Raw genomic sequence first — 24,546 nt, forward strand, 5'->3', positions numbered from 1 at the left:
ACGCAGGAGGAATCCCTCATGACCACTGCCAAGGACATCATGCACACCGGGGCCACCTGGATCCCCGCGCACGAGACGCTCGACCGGGCCGCGCAGCTGATGCGCGACCACAAGGTCGGCGCGCTGCCCATCTCGGCCAAAGGCGAACGGGACCGGATGATCGGCATCCTCACGGACCGGGACATCGTGGTCGGCTGTGTGGCCATGGGCCACGATCCGTCGAAGATGACGGCGGGCGACCTCGCCCAGGGAACCCCTCGCTGGATCGACTCGGAAGCGAATGTGGAGATGGTTCTGGAGGAGATGCAGACCCATCGGATCCGCCGGCTTCCGGTGGTCGAGAACAAGATGCTGATCGGCATGATCAGCGAAGCCGACCTGGCGCAGCACCTCACCGAGGAGCAGATCGCCGGCTGGGCGGAGAAGGTCTACGCGCGCGGCTGACGCCCGCGCCGACCCGGTCCGCAGTCCCGCGCCGATGGCCCGGTGCCCCCTGCACGAGGGGTGCCGGGCCATTGCGCTGCCCTCCCCCGCCGGAGCCCGTACCGCTGCGGCGAAACGTCTCCGCGCGCGCCGGATACCCGGCGGGGGTAGGGTGCTCGACATGACCCTGAGTGGATGTGCGACATACGGACAGTTGTTGCTGTGTGTCTCGCTGCTCATCGGGATCCTCCACCTTCTCAGGGGCGTCGCGGTCCGGGTCGCTCCCCGGCCGGGGCCGGGTCACCGGCCGGGCGCCGTCCGTCCCGCCCCGTTGTCGGTGCTGCGCATATAGAGGGGGCGCGCCTCCCCCTCTCCCAGCAGACCGAAATACCGACAACACCCCGAGGTGCACTCCGTCATGCGCACTCCACCCACCCGACGCGCCGTGCTCGGCGCCGCTTTCGCGACCGCCGGTTCGGCGGTGCTGGCCGCCTGCTCCGACGAATCCGAGACCGGCCACGGCGGCAAGAAGACCGGCAGCGCGAACGCCGGTGACACGAGCCACGGCAGCGTGAACCACGGGACCTCCCCCCGCAGGAAGTCCGATGGCGAATACGTCTCCCCCGACGGGAAGGAGGTCGCGGCCGCCGAGGCCAAGCGGGGCTCCGGCCCCGTACGGAGGGTCGACCTCGTCGCCACCCCGTCCCGGCTCGATCTGGGCGGCGGGCTCACCGTCGGCTCCTGGGCGTACGACGCCCGGCTGCCCGGAAAGGAGCTGCGGGTCACGATGGGTGACACCCTGGCCCTCACCCTCGCCAACCGCCTGCCTGCGGAAACGACTCTGCACTGGCACGGGCTCAATGTGCGCAACGACATGGACGGGGTGCCCGATCTGACCCAGGCGCCCATCAAGCCCGGTGCGGAGTTCGCCTACCGGTTCAAGGTTCCGCACGCGGGGACGTACTGGTTCCACCCGCACACGGGCGTCCAGCAGGACCGCGGACTGTACGCACCGCTGATCGTCGAGGACCCCAAGGAGCCGCTCAAGTACGACAAGGAGTGGGTCGTCGTCCTGGACGACTGGGTCGACGGGGTGGACGGTTCGACGCCGGACTCGGTGCTGTACGAGCTCAGCAAGGGCAGAGGCGGCATGGACCACGGCGGCGGCTCGCACGGAGCCCCCGCCAAGCCCTCCAAGGGCCGCACCGGCCCCTCGCGACTGGAGAAGGACTCCTTCAGCGAACTGCTCAACAGCCACGGGGGCGATGTCGCCTACCCGTACTACCTGATCAACGGCCGCGCCGCGAAGTCCCCCACGTCCTTCGCCGCCAAGCCCGGCGACCGGATCCGGCTGCGCATCATCAACGCGGGCGGCGACACCGCCTTCCGGGTGGCGCTCGGCGGCCACCGGATGACGATCACCCACACCGACGGCTACCCCGTCCGGCACAGAACGACGGACGCCCTGCTGCTGGGCATGGGCGAGCGGTACGACGTGATGGTCACCGCCGGCGACGGGGTGTTCCCGCTGACGGCGCTCGCGGAGGGCAAGCGGGCCTCGGCGCTGGCCCTGCTCCGTACCGGCATGGGGAAGGCGCCCACCGCGTCCGTACGGCCCGAGGAGTTGTACGGAGAGCTGGTGGAAGCGTACGAACTGATGCCGGACAGGTCCGTGGAGCTGTCCTCGCGCAAACCCGACCGGACCATCCGGTTCAGGATGACCGGCAGCATGAAGGCGTACGACTGGGCCTTCGACCACGAGCCCTACAACCCCCACCAGCGCCATCCGGTGCGGGCGGGCGAGCGGGTCAGGCTGGAGTTCTTCAACGTCACGGAGATGTGGCACCCCATCCATCTGCACGGGCACTCGTTCGGCCTGGTGGGACCGGTGGGGCCGTCCCACCGGGCCACCCGGCGGGGCAGGGCCCACTGGGCGCACAAAGACACCGCGATCATCCGGCCCAACAGCTCCCTGGCCGTCGAGTTCGACGCGGACAACCCGGGGCTGTGGATGCTCCACTGCCACAACATCTACCACTCGGACGTGGGCATGATGACGGTCCTCGGCTACCGCCGCTAGGCACTGTCCGACCCGGTCGCTGGCGGGCCGCGGCCTTGATTCCGCGGCCCGCCAGGACATTGCGTCAGTCAGACGATTACACTGGTGCGCGTGCCTCAACTACGTCTCGCACTGAATCAGATCGACTCGACCGTCGGTGATCTCTCCGGCAACTCCGAGGCGATCGTCCACTGGACCCGCCACTCCGCCGAACAGGGCGCCCATCTGGTGGCGTTCCCGGAGATGGTGCTGACCGGCTACCCCGTCGAGGACCTGGCCCTGCGCCCGTCCTTCGTCGAGGCCTCGCGGCAGGCGCTGCGCGCGCTCGCCGCCCGGCTCGACGCGGAGGGCTTCGGGGAGCTGCCGGTCGTGGTCGGCTACCTCGACCGCTCCGAGACGGCCCAGCCCCGCTACGGCCAGCCCGCCGGCTCCCCGCAGAACGCCGCGGCGGTGCTGCACCGCGGGCAGGTCGCGCTGGCCTTCGCCAAGCACCACCTCCCCAACTACGGCGTCTTCGACGAGTTCCGGTACTTCGTGCCGGGCGACTCGATGCCGGTCGTGCGGGTCCACGGCGTGGACGTGGCGCTCGCGATCTGCGAGGACCTCTGGCAGGACGGCGGCCGGGTGCCGGCCGCGCGGGCCGCCGGCGCCGGGCTGCTGCTGTCGATCAACGCCTCGCCGTACGAGCGGGACAAGGACGACACCCGGCTGGAACTGGTCCGCAAGCGGGCCCAGGAAGCCGGCTGCACCACCGCGTACCTGGCGATGATCGGCGGCCAGGACGAGCTGGTCTTCGACGGCGACTCGATCGTGGTCGACCAGGACGGCGAAGTGATCGCCCGCGCCCCGCAGTTCGCCGAGGGCAGCGTCGTACTCGACCTGGAGCTGCCGGCCGCCGCCGCCGAGCCGCCGTCCGGTGTCGTCAACGACGGGCTGCGGATCGACCACGTGGTGCTCTCCGAGGAGCCCCTCGCGGCATACCCGGCGGAGCTGACCGGCGGGTACGCGGAGCGGCTGGACGACGACGAGGAGCTGTACTCGGCGCTGGTCGTGGGCCTGCGGGCGTACGCCGCCAAGAACGGCTTCAGCAGTGTGCTGATCGGGCTCTCCGGCGGGATCGACTCGGCGCTGGTCGCGGCGATCGCCTGCGACGCGCTGGGCGCGCAGAACGTGTACGGCATCTCGATGCCGTCGAAGTACTCCTCGGACCACTCCAAGGGCGACGCGGCCGAGCTGGCCCGCCGTACCGGGCTGAACTTCCGCACCGTACCGATCGAGCCGATGTTCGACGCGTACATGGGCTCGCTGGGGCTCACCGGTCTCGCCGAGGAGAACCTGCAGTCCCGGCTGCGCGGCACGATGCTGATGGCCGTCTCCAACCAGGAGGGCCAGATCGTCCTCGCGCCGGGCAACAAGTCCGAGCTGGCGGTCGGCTACTCGACGCTGTACGGCGACTCGGTCGGGGCGTACGGCCCGATCAAGGACGTCTACAAGACGTCGATCTTCCGCCTCGCGAAGTGGCGCAACCGGGCCGCCGAGGAGCGCGGGCAGACCCCGCCGATCCCGGAGGCGTCCATCACCAAGCCGCCCAGCGCCGAGCTGCGCCCGGGCCAGGTCGACACGGACTCGCTGCCCGACTACGACGTACTGGACCGGATCCTGGAGCTGTACGTCGACCGGGACCAGGGGCTGGACGAGATCGTCGCGGCCGGGTTCGACGCGGCGCTGGTGGCGAAGACGCTGCGGATGGTGGACACGGCGGAGTACAAGCGGCGGCAGTACCCGCCGGGCACGAAGATCTCCCCGAAGGGCTTCGGCAAGGACCGGCGGCTGCCGATCACCAACCGGTGGCGCGAGTCGGGCTGAGCGGGGCGTGGACGCGGTGACCGGGCGGGACGGGGCGCGGCCGGACCGGCACCATCGCCGGACGCCCTTGGTTCCTGAACGGAGCAAATGCTCTCGGACGGTTTGTTCCGGCGGGTGAACGGACCGTTCCGTCAGCGTCCGCACCCGGTGGCGGAACGGCTCACCGCGTCACAGCTCCACGCGCGCCACGATCGGCAGGTGGTCGCTCTCCGTCGCCGCGAGCGTCCACGAGGACATCGGCTCGACGCCCTTCACCAGGATCTGGTCGATCCGCGCCATGGGGAACGAGGCCGGCCAGCTGAAGCCGAAGCCGTCGCCGGCCGCGCCCTGGGTGGAGCGCATCTGGGCGCTGACGCCGTTCAGCGCGCGGTCGTTCATCGTGCCGTTGAGGTCGCCGAGCAGGATGACCCTGCCGAGCCGTTCGTGGGCGATGGCCTCGCCCAGGGCGTCCGCGCTGTCGTCGCGCTGGTTGGCGGTGAATCCGGCGTGCAGCTTGACCCGTACGGACGGCAGATGGGCCACGTAGACGGCGACCTCGCCCTTCGGGGTCGTCACCGTGGAGCGCATCGCCCGGGTCCAGCCCATCTTGATGTCGACCGGCCCGGTGTCGCTCATCGGGTACTTGCTCCACAGGCCGACGGTGCCCTGCACCGAGTGGTACCGGTAGCGGTCGGCGAGGGCCGCCTCGTACGCCGCCACCTTGCCGCTCGGCAGCTCCTCCAGGGCGATGACGTCGGCGCCGGAGGCCGCGACCTTCCGGGCGGTGCCCGCGGGGTCGGGGTTGTCGGCGTTGACGTTGTGGGTGGCCACGGTGAGGTCGCCGCCGCTGCCGGACTTGTCGGTGGGCAGGCCGCCGAAGACGTGGAACCAGACCACGACCGGCAGCAGCAGGGCGATCAGTGCGGTCGCCGAGCGGCGCACCAGGCCGAGAACCAGCAGCAGCGGGACGAACACCCCGCACCACGGCAGGAACGTCTCGGAGAGGCTGCCCAGGTTGCCGATGGCGTTCGGGATCTCGGCGTGGAAGGCCATCACGAGGGTGAGCAGGACCGAGCAGAGGGCGAGGACGATGCCGCGCCGCCAGATGCCCGGGTCCCGGGTCCACCTGTCGCGCAGGTCCCGGAAGCGGGAGCCGGGCCCGGCTCCCGCCGGCTCCGGGCCCCGCTCCGCACGGTCGTTCCCGGTGTCCGCTCCGTACGCCTGCACCATCGCGCTGTCCTCACTGCCTTGCCGTGCATGTCGCCGCGTCCACGACCCTAGGCGATGGGCGGCGGGTTTCCTGCCGTCGACGACGGCCGTACTGCCACGAGGACGAAGGGCGGGGTCCGGAGGGTTCCGGCCGGGCGGGGTCCGGAGGGGCTTGTGACAGAACGATCACAATCGGGCGGGTCCGGTTCCGGTTCCGGAATTGTCGGGTGTACGGGGGTGCCGGGCGCCCGGGTGTGTCAGGCGCCGGCGGCCGGGCGGGGCGCCAGGCCCTCGACCAGGATCTGGACGATGCGGTCGGCGAGGTCCTCGGGCAGCGGCGCGTCGGGCCGGTGGATGGTGCGTACGAGCATGGGCCCCAGGAACAGGTCGTCCATCAGCCCCACGTCCAGGTCCGCGCGGAGTTCCCCGGCGTCGACCGCGCGCTGCACGGCGGCCAGCATGGCGACGCGGCGGGGCGCGATGACATTGCAGTGGTACTCCGCCCACAGCTTGGGGTGGCTCTTCATCTGCGCGAACACGTTGTGCAGCAGGACCGAGGAGCGCTGGGCCAGGCCGCGCCTGCGCAGCGACTCCAGCAGCAGCCGCAGGTCGTCGAGTCCGGCGGTGCCGGAGACGGCGGGCTCCGGCGGTTCCATGTCCCTCAGGACGTCGACGAAGAGTTCCTCCTTGCCGCTCCACCGCCGGTAGATGGTCGCCTTGCCGACGCCGGCGGTCCGGGCTATCCGCTCGATGGACAGGCCCGCCAGGGGCTCACCGGCCTCCAGCAGTTCGACGACGGCATCCAGGATCGCCCGCTCGGCCGCCGCGCTGCGCGGTCGGCCCCGTCGCGGTTCCGGTTCCTCCCGGACCGTCCGGTTCCGGCCTTCCGCCTGTGCCTGTACCCGCACGTCGCTCCACTCCTCAGTTCTTCCGGGCCGCCGGTCTCACCGGCCCGCCCCCGCCGCACGCACCGAGCGGTCGTCCTCGCCCGATCCGCCGGGCCCCTGTCCGGCGGGCGGCTTCCCCGGCAGGAACAGCGCGACGACGAGGGTGCCCACCAGGGCGACGCTCGCCGAACCGGCGGCGGTGACGTGCATGGCCTTCAGGAACGCGTCGTTCGCCGCGGCGACCAGCGGGGCGCCCGCCGGTCCCAGCTTGTCAGCAATGCCGAGCGTCGCCTCGATCGATTCCCCCGCCGCCTGTCTGGCACCGGCCGGGACCGCGCCGAGGTGCCCCTCGATGTCGCCCCGGTAGACGGTGGAGAGCACCGAGCCGAGCACGGCGACCCCGAGTGCCCCGCCGACCTGCCGGAAGGTGTTGTTGACGGCCGATCCGGAGCCGGCCTTCTCGCGGGGCAGCGCCTGCATCACCGAGACGGTGACCGGCGTCATCACATGGGCCATGCCGGTGCCCTGGACGAAGAAGAGCAGACACAGCACCCAGACCGGTGTGGTGCCGTCGAACAGCGCGAACGCCGCCAGCCCGACCGCGACCAGCAGCATGCCGCCGGTGCAGGTGGCGCGGGCGCCGAAGCGGTCGACGAACAGCCGGGCCCGGGGCGCGAAGATCATCTGGGCGGCGGCCAGCGGCAGCAGCATCAGACCCGCCTGGAGCGCGCTCCAGCCGCGCACGCTCTGCATGTAGAAGGCGGAGAAGAAGGTCACCCCCATCAGCGCGAAGAAGACCAGCGCTATGGCGGCGACGGCAGCGGCGAACGACGGCTCCTTGAAGTACGAGATGTCGAGGGCCGGGTGGGTGCTGCGCTTCTCGTGCCAGACGAACCCGGCCAGGACGAGCAGGCCGCCGAGGCTCGACAGCAGCACGACGGGGTCGGCGAAGTCGGCGAGCTGGCCGCCGCGGATGATGCCGTACACCAGCAGCACCAGGCCGACGATGGAGAGCGCGACGCCGAGCGGGTCGGTCCGGCCCGGGTTCGGGTCCCTGGAGTCCGGCACCAGCAGCATCATCGCGATCAGCGCCACGACCACCACGGGCACATTGACCAGGAAGATCGAGCCCCACCAGAAGTGTTCGAGCAGCAGCCCGCCGGTGATCGGGCCGATCGCGATGGCCACACCGACGCTGCCCGCCCAGATGCCGATGGCCCTGGGCTGCTCCTCGCGCTCGAAGACGTTCATCAGGACCGCGAGGGTGGCCGGCATGACGAACGCGGCGCCGAAGCCCATCACAGCACGCCAGGTGATCAGCTGGGCGGGCGAGCCGGACATGGCGGCCAGCGCGGAGCCGGCGCCGAACAGCAGGATGCCGAAGAGCAGCACCTTCTTGCGGCCGATGCGGTCGCCGAGCAGGCCCGCGGTGAACAGGAGTCCGGCGAAGACGAGCGTGTAGGCGTTGATCGCCCACTCCAGCTCGCTCTGGGTGGCCCCGAGGCCCGTGGGTGCGGGGCTGGCGATGGTCTTGACCGCGACGTTCAGGATCGAGTTGTCCAGCACGACGATGAGCAGGCTGAACATCAGGACGACCAGGATCGCCCAGCGGCGGCGGTGGACCGCCTCCGGGATCTGGGGCACGGCAGCGCGAGCACCGGACGGCATCGACATGACAAGGAGCTTATCCGATTTCGATACGGAACCGTCTCGTATTGCAAACACATGACCGTTCGGGGTCGCCTTCCGGCCATGCCCGCACGGGCGTGTGCGGACCCACTTCCCGTGGACCGCGGGGGGATGCCACCATGGAAGGGATCCGGGGACGCCGTCAGGGCGCCTCGAGATGACGAAGGAGCCGTTCGCAATGTCGCTTCAGGCTGCGCGGAATCAGTCCGCACCATCCCCCGCGGGAGCCCCCGCCGACAGCAGCAAGGCGCTGTACGGAGGCAAGAGCACCCGCCGCATCTCCGTCCATGACATCGCCGCCGCCACCGGGCGCGGCGAGAAGTGGCCCATGCTCACCGCCTACGACGCGATGACCGCGTCCGTCTTCGACGAGGCCGGGATCCCGGTCATGCTCGTCGGCGACTCCATGGGCAACTGCCATCTCGGCTACGAGACCACCGTGCCCGTCACGATGGACGAGATCGCGATCCTCTCGGCCGCCGTCGTACGGGGCACCAGGCGTGCCCTGATCGTCGCCGACCTGCCCTTCGGGGCGTACCAGGAGGGCCCCGTCCAGGCCCTGCGCAACGCCACCCGGCTGATCAAGGAGTCCGGCGTCGGCGCGGTCAAGCTGGAGGGCGGCGAGCGCAGCCACGAGCAGATCAAGCTGCTGGTAGACGCCGGTATCCCGGTCATGGCCCATATCGGCCTGACCCCGCAGTCCGTCAACGCGATGGGCTACCGGGTGCAGGGCCGCGGCGAGGAGGCCGCCCAGCAGATGCTGCGCGACGCCAAGGCCGTGCAGGACGCGGGCGCGTTCGCCGTCGTCCTGGAGCTCGTACCGGCCGAGCTGGCCGCCGAGGTCACCCGTACCCTGCACATCCCGACCGTCGGCATCGGCGCCGGTCCCGACACCGACGCCCAGGTGCTGGTGTACACCGACATGGTCGGGCTGACCGGAGGCAAGGTGCCGCGCTTCACCAAGCAGTACGCGAACCTGCGCCAGGTGCTGGGCGACGCGGCGAAGGAGTTCGCGGAAGAGGTCGTGGGCGGCGCCTTCCCGGCCGCCGAGCACACCTTCCACTAGCTCTGCCGGTTCGTTCCGCCTGAACCACTGCCCGCACCACCGACAGCCCGCCGACATCCCCCATCGGCGGGCTGTCGGCCTGCTGTCGGCGGGCTGTCGGTGGCGGCTGGTCCCATGGTGGACATGACGCGAATCGACAAGAACCCCAGGAGCGGCTCGAACGCCGTGGAGGTCCGGGGACTGGTCAAGCACTACGGCTCGACCAAGGCGCTGGACGGCGTGGACCTCGATGTCCGCGAAGGCACCGTGCTCGGTGTCCTCGGCCCCAATGGAGCAGGCAAGACCACGCTCGTACGCTGCCTGTCCACCCTGATAGTTCCCGACGCCGGACACGCCACCGTGGCGGGCTACGACGTGGTGAAGCAGCCCCGGCAGCTGCGCCGCACCATCGGTCTGACCGGGCAGTACGCCTCGGTCGACGAGAAGCTCTCCGGCTGGGAGAACCTCTACATGATCGGGCGGCTGCTCGATCTGCCCCGCAGGACCGCCCGGTCCCGGGCCGACGAGCTGCTGGAGCGGTTCTCGCTCACCGAAGCGGCCCGGAAGGCCGCGATGGACTACTCCGGCGGCATGCGGCGCCGGCTCGACCTGGCCGCCTCGATGATCGGCAGCCCGGCCGTGCTGTACCTGGACGAGCCGACGACGGGGCTGGACCCCCGGACCCGTAACGAGGTCTGGGACGAGGTGCAGCGGATGGTCGCGGAGGGGGCGACCGTGCTGCTCACCACCCAGTACATGGAAGAGGCCGAGCAGCTCGCCAGCGAGCTGACCGTCATCGACAAGGGGAAGATCATCGCCCGCGGCGGGGTCGACGAGCTGAAGGCGAAGGTCGGCGGCCGCACCCTGCAGATCCGGCCCTCGGACCCGGCGCAGCTGCCCGCGATGGCGCAGGCGATCCGCGAGGCGGGGCTCGACGGGGTCTCGGGCGCGCAGGCCGTCCCGGACGAGGGACTGCTGTACGTACCGATCCTCAGCGACGAGCAGCTGACCGCTGTCATAGGCCTGCTCGGCACCCGGGGCTTCTCGCTGGCGCACGTCGCCACCGCGCTGCCCAGCCTGGACGAGGTCTTCCTGGCCATCACCGGCGAGAAGTCCGCTTCCGCCGCCGACACGATCCCCGAGGAGGTCGCGGCATGAGCACGGCGACTCTGACACCCACGCCCACGCCCACCGAGTCCGCCCGGGCGAAGACGGTCCACGACGAGGGCCGGATAGGGCTGCGGAACAACCTGCGCCACATCGGGGCGCTGGTGCGGCGCAACATGCTCCAGATCAAGAAGGATCCGGAGTCGATGTTCGACGCGCTCCTGACGCCCATCATCTTCACGCTGCTGTTCGTGTACGTCTTCGGCGGATCGGTCGGCGGCAGCATGGGCGGCGGCCGGCAGGAGTATCTGAACTACCTGATCCCCGGGCTGATGGCGATGATGGGCATGAACATCGCCATGGCGGTCGGCTCCGGTGTCAACGACGACTTCCGCAAGGGCGTCATGGACCGGTTCCGGACGATGCCGATCGCCCGTTCCTCGGTGCTCATCGCCAAGATCGTGGTCGAGCTGGGCCGGATGATGGTCGCCACCCTCATCCTGCTGGCCATGGGCTTCGCGCTCGGCATGGAGCTCCAGGAGTCGGTGCTCGGGCTGATCGGGGCGATCGCGCTGTCGGCCGTGTTCGGCGCCGCCATCATGTGGATCTTCATCCTGCTCGGGCTGACCATGAAGACGGCCCAGGCGGTTCAGGGAATGGGGATGCTCGTACTGATGCCGCTCCAGTTCGGTTCCTCGATCTTCGCCCCGACGAAGACGATGCCCGGCTGGCTCCAGACGTTCACCGACTACAACCCGCTGTCCAACCTGGCCGACGCCGCGCGCGCCCTGATGATGGGCGGCCCGCTCGCCCACTCGGTCCTGGTGACGCTCGGCTGGACCGTGGTCATCACCGCGGTGATGGCCCCGCTCGCGGTCTCCAGGTTCCGCAAGAAGTCCTGACCGCCGGGGTCATTCCCGGTACGCGTCCACGAGGGCGGTGGCCTCCTCCAGGGAGAGGCCGCCGCCCTCGGCGTACGCGGTCTCGTAGGCGGCCCGGCCGAGCACGGCGACGGCCAGTGCCTCCGCCCGGGCCCAGTCGTCCCGCTCCATCGACGTCGGCACGTGACCCCGGGGCAGCAGCCCCCGGCCCGCCCCCAGCAGCCGGGCCGCGGTGGCGGCCCGCCGCTCGCCGCCGATGCCGGCCAGCGAGCGGGCGAGGGAGACGAGCTGGATGACGGACATCTGCGGCGCCACCAACTGCGACAGCCGGTCGTGGGACCGCTCCAGCGCCACCAGGCCCCGGGGCAGCGCCTCCGCGTACAGCCCGTCCTGGTTGTCCAGCCAGGACAGCGCGCCCAGCACCACCCCTTCGAAGATCGCCATGGTCTCGGGGTGGAACTCCTCGCGCAGCACGGCCAGTTGCTCGCGCGCCTCACCGGTGCGGCCGCCGCGCCCCAGCCACATGGCCAGATGGAGCCGGGCCATGGACCTGGCGTCGTGCCCCTCGACGACCACCTCGCGCAGGATCTCCTCGCCCTCGGCGCCGCGGTCCATCTCGGTGAGCACGGCCGCGTATCTGGTGCGCAGGACCGCCACCTGGGAGGGTGCGCCCAGCTCCTTCGCGTAGCCGATGGCGACCTGGTAGTCCTCGGCCGCGCGCGCGTGCTCGCCCCTGCGCTCGTTGGCCTCGGCCCGTGCCGAGAGCGCTTCCGCGACGCCCCAGTCGTCACCGATCCGGCTGAAGAGCTCCAGGCTCTCGTCGGCGTCCGTGCGCGCCTCGCCCGCCCATTCGGGCCGGTTGGCCAGCACGTTGGCCCGCGTCTGGAGGGCCCCGGCGAGCTCCCATTCGTAGCCGAAGTCCCGGCAGGCGCGGACCGTTTCGTCCAGCAGCTCGCGCAGCCTGCCGGTCTCCCCGACGAGCATGACCGCGAAGAACCAGAGCGATGCCGGGACCCGGCAGGTCTGCGGCTGACCGGCCCGGTAGGTGTTCGCGATGACCCGCAGCCGGGCCATGCTCGCCTCGTCGGTCCACCTCTCCGCGGCGTGGTCCATGCTGACCAGCCGGATCAGGCCCGCCTGGCGGCGTGCCTCCTGGAGCAGCTCGGGCCCCATGGGCGGCGGTGCGTCGGTGCAGCGTTCGTGGATGGAGGGCGCGGGCTCGGCGGGCGGGGCGAAGGGGTCGGGGCCCAGCGCGGCGGCGGCGTCGGCCCAGTGCAGCGCGTCGCCGCTCAGGTTGCGCATCTGCCAGTACCAGCACAGCGAGAGCACCATGCAGAGCGCCTCCTGCTCGTCGCGGGCGGCGACGGCGCTGCGCAGGGCGGTGCGGATGTTCTCGTACTCGCGCTGGAGGAGTTCGATGGCGGACCGCTGTCCGGCGCCGCGGAGCCGGGGCTCCGTGGTGCGGACCAGTTCCCGGAAGAACACCAGGTGGCGCCGGACCACGGGGTCCCGCTCCGCCGCCTCGTCGAGCCGGGCGGCGGCGTACTCGCCGACGGTCTCCAGCAGCCGGTAGCGCATCTCGCCGTCCTCGGCGGGCGCGGCCACGACGAGCGATTTGTCGACGAGGGAGCCGAGCAGCCCGGCGACCTCGCGCGCGCCCTGCGGCCCGTCCGCGCAGACCGCCTCGGCGGCGGTCAGGGTGCAGCCACCCGCGAAGACGGAGAGCCGGCGCAGCACGGCGCGTTCGGGTTCGTCGAGCAGGTCCCAGGACCAGTCGACGACGGCACGCAGGGTCTGCTGCCGGGGCAGGACGGTGCGGGCACCGCTGGTGAGCAGGCGGAACCGGTCGTCGAGCCGGTCGGCGATCTGGCGCGGGGTGAGCATCCGCAGCCGGGCGGCGGCGAGTTCGATGGCGAGCGGCAGTCCGTCGAGGCGGCGGCAGATCTCCGCGGCGGCGGCCGCGGTCGCCTCGTCCGCGTCGGTCCAGAAGCCCGGCCGGGCGGCGGCGCCGCGTTCGGCGAACAGGCGCAGCGCCATCGGGTCGGGCAGCGGTTCGACGGGGCGGACGAACTCGCCCGGCACGCCGAGGGGTTCACGACTGGTGGCGAGCACGGTGAGGTGCGGGCAGTGGGCGAGCAGGTGGTCGGCGAGCGCGGCGGCGGCCCCGACGAGGTGTTCGCAGTTGTCCAGGAGCAGCAGCATGCGGCGCCGGGAGCAGTGCTCGGTGAGGCGTACGAGGGGGTCGTTCGCGATTCCCTCGGCGGCCCTGAGCTCCTCGGCGCCTGCACCGCGCAGCACGGTCTCGCGGGCGCCGAGCGCGGTCAGTACGGCCTCCGGCACCGCCTCGGGGTCGTCGACGGGGGCGAGTTCGGCCAGCCAGACGCCGTCCGGCCAGGCGGGCGCGGCGGATTCGGCGGTCTCCTGGGAGAGCCGGGTCTTGCCCGCGCCGCCGGGGCCCAGGAGGGTGACGAGACGGGCGTGCGAGAGGTCCTCGCGCAGGGTGTCGATGTCGCCCTCGCGCCCGACGAAGCTGGTGAGCCGGGCCCGGAGGTTGCCCTGCCGTGCGGTGCGGGCGGGCGGGGCGGGCGGGGCGGCCGGTGCGGGCGGGCGCGCCGGGTCCTGGCGGAGCAGCTCGGCGTGGAGCGAGCGCAGTTCGGGTCCGGGGTCGGTGCCGAGGCGGTCGGCGAGCACGGTGCGGACCTCGTCGTAGGCGGCCAGTGCCTGGGCCGTGCGCCCGGCGTCGCGCAGGGCCCGCATCCGCAGCGCCTGAAGGGGTTCGTCGATGGGGTGCTCGGCGCACAGGGCGACCAGTTCGGGCAGGGCCTCGTCCGCGCGGCCGAGCGCGAGGGCCGCGCGGAGCCTGTTGCGGCGGGCTTCCAGGCGCCGGGCCTCCCAGCGGGCCGCGACCGCGTCGCGGTCGGGCAGATCGGCCAGGACCGGCCCGCCCCACAGGCCGAGCGCGTCGTCGAGCACGGCCTTGGCCTTCGCCGGGTCGTCCTCCTCCAGCGCCCGTGCGCCCTCCCCCGCGAGCCGTTCGAAGCGGTGGAGGTCGATGGCGTCCGGCTCGGCGGCCAGTCGGTAGCCGCTGTCCGCGGAGAGGACCGCGTCGTGGCCGACGGCGCGCCGGAGCCGGCCGACGAGCGCATGCAGGGCGCCCACCGCGTCGGCGGGCGGTTCGCCGTCCCACACCTCGTCGACGAGCACGGCGGCGGGGACGGTGCGTCCGGGGCGCAGCGCGAGGACGGTGAGCAGGGCGCGCAGCCGCGCCCCGCCGAGGGCGATGGCCGTGCCGTCGTCGCGGAGTGCCCGGGTCGTTCCGAGGATGCAGTAGCGCACCGGCCTATTCTCCGTGACCGGGACCGGGATGGGCACACGTGTCCGGCCGCACCCCTGTGCGCCGCGTTCCGGGATCGCTCGTCATGCCCCCACCCTTTCCGGAACCACCGCCCCGGCGCGAGACGTTTGTGACGTGTCGGCGGTACGGTCGGGCTCGCCGCCCGCCGCTCGGTCCCCCTTCCGGCCGCCCGTCAGGAGTTCGCCGATGACCACCGCAAGCGCCCGCAGCGACCGGCGGATCAGCCCGGTCTTCCTCGGGATCGTCGCCGTGGCGGCGGTGTCGGGCTGGGCGGTGTGGACGGGCACCGGATATCCGTACGGGCTCGCGGTCTTCGTCTTCGTCACGGCGGCATGGGTGGTCTCGCTCTGCCTCCACGAGTACGCGCACGCCCGTACCGCGCTGCACAGCGGGGACATCTCGGTCGGCGCGAAGGGGTATCTCACCCTCAATCCGCTCGCCTACACGCACGCCCTGCTCAGCATCGTGCTGCCGGTGCTGTTCGTGATCATGGGCGGGATCGGGCTGCCCGGCGGCGCCGTCTTCATCGAGCGGGGGCGGATCCGGGGGCGCTGGAGGCACAGTCTGATCTCGGCGGCGGGCCCGCTGACGAATGTGCTGTTCGCGCTGGTGTGCACGGCTCCGTTCTGGCTGCACGCGCTGGACGGCGTCCCGAGGGAGTTCCGGTACGCGCTGGCGTTCCTGGCCCTGCTCCAGGTCACCGCGGCGATCCTGAACTTCCTGCCGGTCCCCGGGCTGGACGGGTACGGGCTGATCGAGCCCTGGCTGTCGTACCGGATCCGGCGCCGGGTGGAGCCGTTCGCGCAGTTCGGACTGCTCGCGGTGTTCGGCGTGCTGTGGATCCCGGAGGTCAACCATGTCTTCTTCGACCTGGTCCACGGCGTGCTGGACTCACTGGGCGTGAGCGGCCTGGAGACGGAGTGCGGCCGCGCCGCCTACCGGTTCTGGGAGAACTGGAACGAGGAGTATCCGGTCTGCGCGGTCAGCCCGTAGGAGCCACCCGCCTCATTCGGCGGTCCGCGCCCGCTGCCGGCGCAGGTAGAACCACGCCATGTTGGACGAGAGCCCGGCCAGCAGCACCCAGACGATCCCGAGCAGGCTGCCCTGGACGAACGAGATCACGGCCGCGACGACCGCCAGGACACAGACGGCGATGGCGTAGAGAGCGAGTCGGGGCATGGCGGGCGGCTCCTGTCGGGGGTGATGCGCGGTCCCGTCCAGTGTCCCCCATGCCCCTTTTCGCTCGCCGCAGGGTGGGTCCGCGAGCGGGCCCGGCCCGGACGCCGGTGGTGGCCGGTCCGGCTCAGACGTCGGTGGTACGGAGCCCGGCGTGCGCCTTGTAGCGGCGGTTGACCGAGATCAGGTTGGCGACCAGCGACTCGACCTGGTGCGCGTTGCGCAGCCGTCCGGCGAAGATGCCGCGCATGCCGGGGATCCGGCCCGCCAGCGCCTGTACGAGGTCGGTGTCGGCGCGGGCCTCGCCCAGCACCAGCACATCGGTGTCGATCTCCTCGACGGTCTCGTCCTGCAGCAGCACCGCCGAGAGGTGGTGGAAGGCGGCGGTGACCCGGGACTCCGGCAGCAGGGCGGCGGCCTGCTCGGCGGCGCTGCCCTCCTCGGGCTTCAGCGCGTAGGCGCCCTTCTTGTCGAAGCCGAGCGGGTTGACGCAGTCGATGACGAGCTTGCCCGCGAGTTCGTCCCGCAGCGACTCCAGGGTCTTGGCGTGGCCGTCCCACGGCACGGCGACGATCACGATGTCGCTGCGGCGGGCGCACTCCGCGTTGTCCGCGCCCTCCACGCCGTGGCCCAGCTCCTCGGCGGCGCCGCGCGCGCGGTCGGCGGCCCGGGAGCCGATGATCACCTGCTGCCCGGCGCGGGCGAACCGGTAGGCGAGGCCGCGTCCCTGGGGTCCGGTGCCACCGAGCACGCCGACAGTCAGCCCGGAGACGTCGGGGAGGTCCCAGGGGTCCTTGGCGGGGGGCTTGGCCGCGCTGTCACTGCCATTCGTAGTCATGGCTCCGACATTACTGCCCGCCACGGAGCGGGCCCCGGTGTCACCCCTCTTTCCCCGTTCGGCTGGTCCGGAGCCGTTCTCCGGTGCCGGGCGGGGCTCCTCGGGCATGATGCCGGGCCATGGATGCCGTACGCGTGGCCCTGCTCCGTGAAGTACTCGCCGGGACCGAGTGGCCCGCCGCGACCCGGCGGTTCGCCGGGGCGCTGAGATCCTCCGTCGTCCCGCACGGCGGCGGTCTGCTGCTGGTGGGGACGGCGGCGTACGAGCCGTGGCACCTGGCGGCCCATCTGGTCGACGAGTCCACCTGGTCCGGGCTGCCGGAGCTGGCCCCCACCCTGGTACGCCACCGGGTGGAGCCGGGCGGCCCCGCGCATCTGGCCGTCGGTCTGGGCCGGATCGAGGCGGCCGGGCGGGGCGAGACGCTGCTCCTGGTGGCCCCGGAGCGGCCCGGCGCGGGGCTGCTGGAGCGGGTGCACGACGCGCGGCGCGCCGGGGCCACGGTGCTCTCGCTGAACGACGGCGACCCGGAGGTGCGCGGGCTCGCCCACGAGACGCTCACGGTGACCGGCGGCGACGACGTGGACCTGGACACCGTGCAGCATCTGGTGAGCGCGGCGGCCGGGGAGAACAGCGCCCCCGCGCCGCGCGGCCGCCGCGGCTTCCGGGACCGGCTGTCCCGGCTCGCCGATCAGCTGACGGCGCCGCCTCCTGCCCGCTGGTGACAGCCCGGGGCCGGCCCGCCGCGGAAATTCCGTTGCGACGGCCCCCGCGGCGCCGGAGCATGGCCTTCCGTGACTTCTGCCCCGTCCCCGGCCTCCCGGCTGGCCGCCCTGCTGCCCGATCTCTCGCCCCTGCGCTCCTCCACCGACTTCCGGCTGCTGTGGATCCAGGGCGTGGTGACGTACTTCGGCAGCTTCATGGCGATGATCGCGCTGCCGCTCCAGATCAAGGAGCTGACGGGTTCGCCGCTGGCCGTCGGTGTGATGGGCGCGGTCGAGCTGGTGCCGCTGGTGGTCTTCGGCCTGTACGGCGGGGCGCTCGCGGACGCCGTGGACCGCCGCAAGGTGATCCTGGCCACCGAGGCGGGGCTGGGGCTGCTCGCCCTGGTGCTCCTGGTCAACGCGGCGCTGCCCACCCCGATGCTCTGGCCGCTCTACCTGGTGGCGGCCGGGGTCTCCGCGCTTGCCGGGCTCCAGCGGCCCGCGCTGGACTCCCTGATGGCCCGGATCGTGCCGCACGAGCAGCTGACCGCGGCCGCCGCGCTGAACTCGCTGCGCTGGCAGTTCGGCGCGATCACCGGCCCGGCGGTGGCGGGGCTGGTGGTCGCCTACGCCGGGCACGCCACGGCGTACACGGTCACGGTGGCCACCTTCGCCGTCTCCGTGCTCCTGTGTCTGCGTCTGGCGCCCGCGCCGCCCGCCCGGGACAACGCGAAGCCGTCGCTGCGCGGCATCGTGGAGGGCGCGAAGTACGCCTGGAGCCGGCCGGTGCTGCTGGGGACGTACGCGGTCGACATGGCCGCGATGTTCTTCGCCTTCCCGAACGCGATCTTCCCGTTCCTGGCGGACGACCTGCACGCCGACTGGTCGCTGGGCCTGATGTACGCCGCGGACTCGGTCGGATCGCTGGTGCTGGGGCTGACCAGCGGCTGGACGTCGCGGGTGCGGCGGCACGGGCTGTTCGTGGTGTTCGGGGCCGCGGTCTGGGGGCTGGCGATCGCGGGGGCCGGGTGGTTCGGCAATGTGTGGCTGGTGCTGGTCTGCCTGGCGGTGGCGGGCGCGGGCGACATGCTCAGCGGACTGGGCCGCTCCACGATCTGGAACCAGACGATCCCGGAGGAGCTGCGGGGCCGGCTGGCGGGCATCGAGGTGCTCTCGTACAGCGTCGGCCCGCAGCTGGGTCAGGTGCGGGCCGGTGCGATGGCGGGCTGGACGGGGACCCGGTCGGCGATCTGGAGCGGCGGCGTGGCCTGCGTGGCCTCGGTCGCGCTGCTCGCGGCAGCGCTTCCGAAGCTGCTCACCTACGACTCCGAGACGGACGAGGACGCGCTGCGCAGACGGGAGTCCAGGGGGTCCAGCCCGTCCGCGGCCTGAGAAACGGGCCCCCGGGAGGCGGGAGCCCGGGGGCGGGTGGCCCCGGTCAGGCCTCCGGATCGCGCGGTGTGCCCCCGTCGTGCCACTTGGGGTCGTTCTCCCACTCCAGGTTCCGCTCCCGTGCGGTGTCCATGGCGTGCTGGGCCTCCTCGCGGGAGGTGTACGGCCCGAAACGGTCCTTGGCCGGGCACTCGGGGCCCTCCTCGACCTTGTGATGCTCCAGGCAGTAGTACCACTCGCCCGGCTTGCCGACCGTGCGCTTCTTGAACAGGGCCATCAGCGGCTCCTTCCCTCGGGGCCATGCTGCCCCAAGCGCGCTGGTTAGACTCGCTGACATGTCTGGCCAGTCGCTGCTCGCACCCGGGGAGATCACTCCCATCCGCTCCGTGCCCGGAAGGATCCGCCGCCCCGAATACGTGGGCAAGCCGGGCCCCACCCCGTACACCGGTCCGGAGATCCAGGACACCGACACCGTCGAGCGCATGCGCATCGCGGGCCGGATCGCCGCGCAGGCGATGGCGGAGGCCGCGAAGCACATCGCCCCGGGCGTCACGACGGACGAACTCGACCGGGTCGCCCATGAGTTCATGTGCGATCACGGCGCGTACCCGTCGACGCTCGGCTACCGCGGATTCCCCAAGTCGCTCTGCACCTCGCTCAACGAGGTGATCTGCCACGGCATCCCGGACTCCACGGTGCTGCGCGACGGCGACATCGTGAACCTCGACGTCACGGCGTACATCAACGGTGTGCACGGCGACAACAACGCCACGTATCTCTGCGGAGACGTGGACGAGGAGTCCCGGCTGCTCGTGGAGCGCACCGAGGAGTCGCTGAACCGGGCCATCAAGGCGGTCCGGCCGGGGCGGCAGATCAATGTGATCGGGCGGGTCATCGAGTCGTACGCCAAGCGCTTCGGCTACGGCGTGGTGCGGGACTTCACCGGGCACGGGATCAGTTCCTCGTTCCACTCCGGCCTGATCATCCCGCACTACGACAGCCCGCACGCGACCACCGTGATGCGGCCCGGGATGACGTTCACCATCGAGCCGATGCTGACGCTGGGCAGCCATGACTACGACATGTGGGACGACGGCTGGACCGTGGTGACGAAGGACCGCAAGCGCACCGCGCAGTTCGAGCACACGCTGGTGGTGACGGAGACGGGCGCCGAGATCCTGACGCTCCCGTAGCCCCCACCCGGACAGTTCCTCCCCGAAGCGGCCGCCCCCGAAGCGGCCGCTTTCGCGTGCCCGGCTGTTCTCACACACCTGTTCTCACGCACCCGGCGCGGAGGCGGAACCAGGCGTATCGTTTTTACCGACAGAGTGTCGGGAAGTCATTGACTTAGGTAAGCCTAAGCAGGAAGATCGGAGTTGCCGACAGCAATCGCCGCGATACGCGGTGGCTGCCGACATTTCTTTCTCTTCCAGGACTTTTCCGTCCCCTCGGTCCCCGGAGGCCCGCTTTGGACGCAACCGCCGCCACCACGCCCTTCTCGACGCTCATCCGCACCGCGTCGCACGAGCAGCACACCGAGGCGGAGACCTCGACCTTCATGAGCGACCTGCTGGGCGGGCGGCTCGGAGTGGACGCGTACACGCGCTACACCGAGCAGCTGTGGTTCGTGTACCGGGCGCTGGAGGACGGCGCGCAGGCACTGCACGGCGATCCGGTCGCCGGTCCCTTCATCCGGCCCGAGCTGATGCGCACCGCCGAGCTGGAGCGCGATCTGGCCCATCTGCGGGGTGCGGACTGGCGCGAGGGCCTGGAGCCGCTGCCCGCCACGGCCGCGTACGCCGCCCGGGTCGCCGAGTGCGCCCGCAGCTGGCCGGCCGGCTACGTCGCGCACCACTACACCCGCTACCTCGGCGACCTCTCCGGCGGCCAGATCATCCGCGACCGGGCGGAGCGGACCTGGGGCTTCGCGCGCAAGGGCGACGGGGTCCGGTTCTACGTCTTCGAGGAGATATCCAACCCCGCCTCGTTCAAGCGGGACTACCGCGAGCTGCTGGACGCGGTGGACGCGGACGACCTGGAGAAGCAGCGGATCGTCGACGAGTGCAAGCGCGCGTTCGCGCTGAACACGGCGGTGTTCCTGGAGCTGGGCGAGGTGTTCCCGCTCAGCGCGTAGTGCCCTCGGCCCGGTTCAGTACCGGGCCCGGACGGCGGCGAGTGCCACGCGGCCCCCGATCTCCACCGTGCCGTCGGGTGCGGGAGCGGTGAGGATCTGGGAGCCGCGTCCTTGCGTGATATTGAGGGCGCGCCCCAGCTCCGCGCTGAGCAGCAGCGCCGCCGCGCCCGTCGCCTCGTCCTCCACGATGTTGTCGTCGCGCCGTGGGAAGGCCCGCGCCCTGACCCGGCCGGCCGCCTCGTCCTCCCAGGCCCATACGTACAGCCGGCCCTCCCCCGGCGGCGGCCCGGTGAGCTCCTCGACCTCGGCGGCCGAGCCGTACCGCTCCAGCGTGCGCGGGGGCGCCCACTCCGGGCGGGCGCCGATCCAGCTGAGACCGACCGGCAATTGGGGGGTGGGTGAAGGAGCGGGGCTGGGTGCGTGCAGCTGCAAGGCGGAGGATTGAGGCAACGCGGAGCGTTGTTGATTGACGACAACGCGGCAGATGTGCGTGCCCAGCCCCGCGACGCCGCCCCCCTATTGCCGGTCGGTCTGAACTCGCCGTCCTGGCGGGCGAAGACCTCCCCGACCGGAAGCTCCAGGATCTCCAGGTCGAGCAGCCAGGCCGTGCCGACGAGCGGATGCCCGGCGAACGGAAGCCGCTGTCCCGGGGTGTAGATGTCGACGTGCCCGCGCTCGGGGTCGTCGACGAACACCGTCTCGCTGAAGCCCAGCCGGCGGGCCAGCTCCTGCCGGGAGGCCCGGTCCGGGTACGTACGCCCGTCGCGCACCACGCCGAGGGCGTTGCCGTGCCGGCCGTCGGGGCCGCAGAACACGCGCAGTACGTCGATGCCGGCGGGTACGCCGAAGTCGCTGTCGCTCACATGGGCATTCAAGCACCGCCCGGACGGCGGCCGTTCGGCCGGTTCGTCCGGGCGGTGCTGTCGTGGGACGCGGACGCGTCAGGCGGTACGGCGGCGGGCCACGACCACGGCTCCGGCGCCGGCCCGCTCCCGGCAGATCCGCAGCGCTGACCGCCGGTCTGCCCGCCGCCGGCGGCGCGGTGTCGGGGCCGCCCGCCGAGGTGTTCACCGGCGAACTGCTCGGCGAGGTCTACCGGCAGCCGGTCGAGGTGTTCCCGCATCCGCGGACCGGGGCGCCGCTGGTCGCGCCGGAACGAGGGGCTTGACCATTGCTTGACCTTTCCATGGGGCACCCATGGGGTGCCCGTGATCACCCCGTTCCCGGAGGCCCGGGATGAGAGCTGAATCACTGCGCAAGTGGGTACTGCTCAGGTAAGCCTCGGTTAAGTTAGGTCCGCCTCACCTGCTTTTGTCCGAATCTTCACCCGCTTCTCCTTCGTCCTCATGTGGAGCCCGTATGCGAGCCGTTCGTTTCTCCGTCGTCACCGCTGCCGCCACCGTGGCCGCTCTGACCGCCGTCACGGGCTGCGCAGAGAAGAGCGACGGCAAGGGCGACGGTGCCGTGCAGGTCGTCGCGAAGGACGACTCCTGCGAGGTGTCGAAGAAGAAGCTCCCGGCCGGTCACATCGAACTGGCCGTGCAGAACAAGGGCTCCAAGGTCACCGAGGTCTACGTGCTCTTCCCGGACGACCGCATCGTCGCCGAGCGCGAGAACATCGGCCCCGGCACCAAGGCCAACATCACGGCCGAGATCAAGGCCGGTTCGTACGAGATCGCCTGCAAGCCCGGCATGAAGGGCCACGGCATCCGGCAGAAGCTGGAGATCACCGGCGCCAACGCGGCCAAGCGCAGCCCCGAGATGGACAAGGCCGTCGCGGAGTACCGCACCTACGTCCAGGCCCAGGCCGACGAGACGCTGCCGAAGGCCAAGAAGTTCACGGACGCCGTCGCCGCCGGTGACATCGAGGCCGCCAAGAAGTTCTACGCCGACTCCCGCCTCGGATGGGAGCGCACCGAGCCGGTCGCCGAGTCCTTCGGCGACATCGACCCGAAGGTCGACATCCGCGAGGACGGCCTGGAGGACGGCCAGAAGTGGACCGGCTGGCACCGCCTGGAGAAGGCGCTGTGGCAGGACAAGAAGCTGGGCGCCGAGGAGAAGGCCCTCGCCCCGCTGCTCCACAAGGACCTGCTCGACTGGCAGAAGCGGGTCGGCACGGCGGAGATCACCCCGACCTCGATGGCCAACGGTGCCAAGGAGCTCCTCGACGAGGTCGCCACCGGCAAGGTCACCGGTGAGGAGGAGCGCTACAGCCACACCGACCTGGTCGACTTCAAGGGCAATGTCGAGGGCGCCGAGAAGTCCTACGAGCTGCTGAAGCCGATCGCCTCGAAGAACGACGCGGCTCTGACCGCCACCCTGGACAAGCGGTTCGCGGAGCTGAACACGCTGCTGGACAAGTACCGCAAGGACAAGAGCTCCTACGAGTTCACCTCGTACGAGAAGGTCGGCAAGGCGGACCGCAAGGAGCTTTCGGACGCGGTCAACGCGCTGGCCGAGCCGCTGTCCCGGCTCGCCGCCGCGGTGACGAAGTAACGGGCGGGAGGGCTTCGGTCATGTCCGATCAGACACAGGTGAGCGAAACCCCGGCGGAGACCTCCGGTCCCGCCCCGTCCCGCCGGGCGCTGCTCGGCTGGGGCGGCGCGGGTCTCGCGCTGGGCGCCGTCGCGGCCGGCGGCGCGGTCGCCGCGGTGCGCACGCAGAGCGACCCGGTGCCGGCCGCGGACAGCGGTGCGGCCGTGCCGTTCCACGGTGCGCACCAGGCCGGTATCGCCACCGCCGTACAGGACAGGCTGCACTTCGCCGCGTTCGACGTGACGACGAAGGACCGCGGCGAGCTGATCGCGCTGCTCAAGGAGTGGACGCGGGCGGCGGAGCGGATGACGGCCGGTCACGCGGTCGGCGACGGGGCGTACGGCGGTCTCCCCGAGGCCCCGCCGGACGACACGGGCGAGGCTCTGGGGCTCAAGCCGTCCCGGCTCACGCTCACCATCGGCTTCGGGCCCTCGCTCTTCGCCAAGGGCCGGTTCGGCCTTCAGGACAAGCGGCCCGAGGCGCTCGTCGACCTGCCGAAGTTCCCCGGCGACAACCTCGACGCGGCCCGCAGCGGCGGCGACATCTGCGTCCAGGCGTGCGCGGACGACCCGCAGGTCGCGGTGCACGCCATCCGCAACCTCGCCAGGATCGGCATGGGCCGCACCGCGATCCGCTGGTCCCAGCTGGGCTTCGGCAAGACGTCCTCGACCACGCCGGACGCCCAGACCCCGCGCAACATGTTCGGCTTCAAGGACGGCACCCGGAACATCTCCGGCACCGACACCGCCGCCCTGGACAAGCACGTATGGGTGGGCGAGAAGGACGACGCGGGCTGGATGGCCGGGGGTTCGTACCTGGTGGCCCGCCGCATCCGGATGCACATCGAGACCTGGGACCGTACCGCGCTCCAGGAGCAGGAGGACGTCTTCGGCCGCGACAAGGGCGAGGGAGCTGCGGTCGGCAAGTCCAAGGAGCACGACGAGCCGTTCCTGAAGGCGATGCTGCCGACCGCGCACGTGCGCCTCTCCCACCCGGACAGCAACGGCGGTGCGACGATCCTGCGCCGCGGTTACTCCTTCACCGACGGCACGGACGGCCTCGGCCGGCTCGACGCCGGACTGTTCTTCATCGCCTACCAGAGCGACGTCCGCAAGGCGTTCATTCCGCTCCAGCGGCGCCTGGCGGCGCACGACGCGCTCAACGAGTACATCCAGCACGTGGGTTCGGCGCACTTCGCCGTCCCGCCGGGCGTCCGCGACAAGGACGACTGGTGGGGCCGGGCACTGTTCTCGTAACGGGCCGAAGCAGA

20 protein-coding genes and 3 pseudogenes are annotated in these 24,546 nt (G+C 71.6%); 14 read left to right on the top strand and 9 right to left on the bottom strand.

Annotated features, from left to right (window positions below):
- Window positions 1–18 precede the first annotated feature (18 nt).
- The 3 genes from BT364_RS02275 (at window position 19) to BT364_RS02285 (ending at window position 4,348) form a co-directional block, all read left to right on the top strand.
- Window positions 19–444, top strand: a complete 426-nt coding sequence (locus BT364_RS02275; RefSeq protein ID WP_072483345.1) for a CBS domain-containing protein — start codon at window positions 19–21, stop codon at window positions 442–444.
- A gap of 397 nt (window positions 445–841) precedes the next feature.
- Window positions 842–2,503, top strand: a complete 1,662-nt coding sequence (locus BT364_RS02280) for a multicopper oxidase family protein (RefSeq protein WP_072483346.1) — start codon at window positions 842–844, stop codon at window positions 2,501–2,503.
- A 90-nt stretch (window positions 2,504–2,593) separates the two neighbouring features.
- Complete coding sequence (locus BT364_RS02285; RefSeq protein WP_072483684.1) at window positions 2,594–4,348, top strand: NAD+ synthase; 1,755 nt, start codon at window positions 2,594–2,596, stop codon at window positions 4,346–4,348.
- A 168-nt stretch (window positions 4,349–4,516) separates the two neighbouring features.
- On the opposite strand, the gene BT364_RS02290 is transcribed toward BT364_RS02285, so the two are convergent.
- The 3 genes from BT364_RS02290 to BT364_RS02300 all read right to left on the bottom strand — a co-directional run bounded on the left by BT364_RS02290 (window position 4,517) and on the right by BT364_RS02300 (window position 8,097).
- On the bottom strand, window positions 4,517–5,557 hold the full coding sequence (locus tag BT364_RS02290; RefSeq protein ID WP_079179281.1) for an endonuclease/exonuclease/phosphatase family protein: 1,041 nt from the start codon (window positions 5,555–5,557) through the stop codon (window positions 4,517–4,519).
- Window positions 5,558–5,793: 236 nt separating this feature from the next.
- The gene (locus BT364_RS02295; protein WP_072483347.1) at window positions 5,794–6,444 is read right to left on the bottom strand and encodes a TetR/AcrR family transcriptional regulator; all 651 of its coding nucleotides are present in this window, start codon (window positions 6,442–6,444) and stop codon (window positions 5,794–5,796) included.
- Window positions 6,445–6,480: 36 nt separating this feature from the next.
- A complete protein-coding gene (locus tag BT364_RS02300) occupies window positions 6,481–8,097 on the bottom strand; it encodes an MFS transporter (protein WP_072483348.1) in 1,617 nt (538 codons plus the stop codon).
- Window positions 8,098–8,290: 193 nt separating this feature from the next.
- On the opposite strand from BT364_RS02300, the gene panB reads away from it, so the two are divergent.
- From panB to BT364_RS02315, 3 genes are all read left to right on the top strand, one after another.
- Window positions 8,291–9,178, top strand: coding sequence for a 3-methyl-2-oxobutanoate hydroxymethyltransferase (panB, locus tag BT364_RS02305; RefSeq protein WP_072483349.1), 888 nt, complete (start codon window positions 8,291–8,293; stop codon window positions 9,176–9,178).
- A 114-nt stretch (window positions 9,179–9,292) separates the two neighbouring features.
- Window positions 9,293–10,315, top strand: a complete 1,023-nt coding sequence (locus BT364_RS02310; RefSeq protein ID WP_072483350.1) for an ATP-binding cassette domain-containing protein — start codon at window positions 9,293–9,295, stop codon at window positions 10,313–10,315.
- Complete coding sequence (locus tag BT364_RS02315; RefSeq protein ID WP_072483351.1) at window positions 10,312–11,166, top strand: ABC transporter permease; 855 nt, start codon at window positions 10,312–10,314, stop codon at window positions 11,164–11,166. Before BT364_RS02310 ends, BT364_RS02315 begins: the two co-directional genes overlap by 4 nt.
- Window positions 11,167–11,175: 9 nt before the next feature.
- Here BT364_RS02315 and BT364_RS02320 read toward each other — a convergent pair whose 3' ends face one another.
- Complete coding sequence (locus BT364_RS02320; protein WP_072483352.1) at window positions 11,176–14,481, bottom strand: ATP-binding protein; 3,306 nt, start codon at window positions 14,479–14,481, stop codon at window positions 11,176–11,178.
- A 205-nt stretch (window positions 14,482–14,686) separates the two neighbouring features.
- Here BT364_RS02320 and BT364_RS02325 point away from each other — a divergent pair, with 205 nt between their 5' ends.
- Entirely contained in the window at window positions 14,687–15,493 is an 807-nt protein-coding gene (locus BT364_RS02325) for a site-2 protease family protein (protein WP_072483353.1), read from the top strand.
- Window positions 15,494–15,505: 12 nt separating this feature from the next.
- Here BT364_RS02325 and BT364_RS41290 read toward each other — a convergent pair whose 3' ends face one another.
- Together BT364_RS41290 and npdG are read right to left on the bottom strand one after the other, a co-directional pair.
- Window positions 15,506–15,679, bottom strand: coding sequence for a hypothetical protein (locus BT364_RS41290; RefSeq protein WP_176729203.1), 174 nt, complete (start codon window positions 15,677–15,679; stop codon window positions 15,506–15,508).
- A gap of 124 nt (window positions 15,680–15,803) precedes the next feature.
- Complete coding sequence (npdG, locus tag BT364_RS02330; protein ID WP_072483354.1) at window positions 15,804–16,514, bottom strand: NADPH-dependent F420 reductase; 711 nt, start codon at window positions 16,512–16,514, stop codon at window positions 15,804–15,806.
- Window positions 16,515–16,633: 119 nt separating this feature from the next.
- On the opposite strand from npdG, the gene BT364_RS02335 reads away from it, so the two are divergent.
- Window positions 16,634–17,236 carry a hypothetical protein gene (locus tag BT364_RS02335; protein WP_072483355.1) on the top strand — a complete coding sequence of 201 codons (603 nt, stop codon included), beginning with the start codon at window positions 16,634–16,636 and terminating at the stop codon, window positions 17,234–17,236.
- Between the two features lie 69 nt (window positions 17,237–17,305).
- Complete coding sequence (locus BT364_RS02340; RefSeq protein WP_072483356.1) at window positions 17,306–18,607, top strand: MFS transporter; 1,302 nt, start codon at window positions 17,306–17,308, stop codon at window positions 18,605–18,607.
- A gap of 46 nt (window positions 18,608–18,653) precedes the next feature.
- Here BT364_RS02340 and BT364_RS02345 read toward each other — a convergent pair whose 3' ends face one another.
- Window positions 18,654–18,884, bottom strand: coding sequence for a hypothetical protein (locus tag BT364_RS02345; protein ID WP_072483357.1), 231 nt, complete (start codon window positions 18,882–18,884; stop codon window positions 18,654–18,656).
- A 58-nt stretch (window positions 18,885–18,942) separates the two neighbouring features.
- Here BT364_RS02345 and map point away from each other — a divergent pair, with 58 nt between their 5' ends.
- Window positions 18,943–19,800 carry a type I methionyl aminopeptidase gene (map, locus tag BT364_RS02350; protein WP_072483358.1) on the top strand — a complete coding sequence of 286 codons (858 nt, stop codon included), beginning with the start codon at window positions 18,943–18,945 and terminating at the stop codon, window positions 19,798–19,800.
- Between the two features lie 275 nt (window positions 19,801–20,075).
- Complete coding sequence (locus BT364_RS02355) at window positions 20,076–20,741, top strand: biliverdin-producing heme oxygenase (RefSeq protein WP_072483359.1); 666 nt, start codon at window positions 20,076–20,078, stop codon at window positions 20,739–20,741.
- 15 nt (window positions 20,742–20,756) lie between these two features.
- Here BT364_RS02355 and BT364_RS02360 read toward each other — a convergent pair.
- A pseudogene (locus BT364_RS02360) lies at window positions 20,757–21,113 on the bottom strand (PhzF family phenazine biosynthesis protein); the annotation flags it as partial.
- 161 nt (window positions 21,114–21,274) lie between these two features.
- Window positions 21,275–21,616, bottom strand: a pseudogene (locus BT364_RS02365) (PhzF family phenazine biosynthesis protein); the annotation flags it as partial.
- A gap of 164 nt (window positions 21,617–21,780) precedes the next feature.
- On the opposite strand from BT364_RS02365, the pseudogene BT364_RS39770 reads away from it, so the two are divergent.
- From BT364_RS39770 to efeB, 3 genes and pseudogenes are all read left to right on the top strand, one after another.
- Window positions 21,781–21,909, top strand: a pseudogene (locus BT364_RS39770) (hemin ABC transporter ATP-binding protein); the annotation flags it as partial.
- A gap of 191 nt (window positions 21,910–22,100) precedes the next feature.
- Window positions 22,101–23,237, top strand: a complete 1,137-nt coding sequence (gene efeO / locus BT364_RS02375; RefSeq protein ID WP_072483361.1) for an iron uptake system protein EfeO — start codon at window positions 22,101–22,103, stop codon at window positions 23,235–23,237.
- A 20-nt stretch (window positions 23,238–23,257) separates the two neighbouring features.
- Entirely contained in the window at window positions 23,258–24,532 is a 1,275-nt protein-coding gene (gene efeB, locus BT364_RS02380; protein WP_072483362.1) for an iron uptake transporter deferrochelatase/peroxidase subunit, read from the top strand.
- Window positions 24,533–24,546 lie beyond the last annotated feature (14 nt).

It is taken from the genome of Streptomyces atratus (genome assembly GCF_900119365.1).
In the GTDB taxonomy this organism is placed as follows: Bacteria; Actinomycetota; Actinomycetes; order Streptomycetales; family Streptomycetaceae; genus Streptomyces; species Streptomyces atratus_B.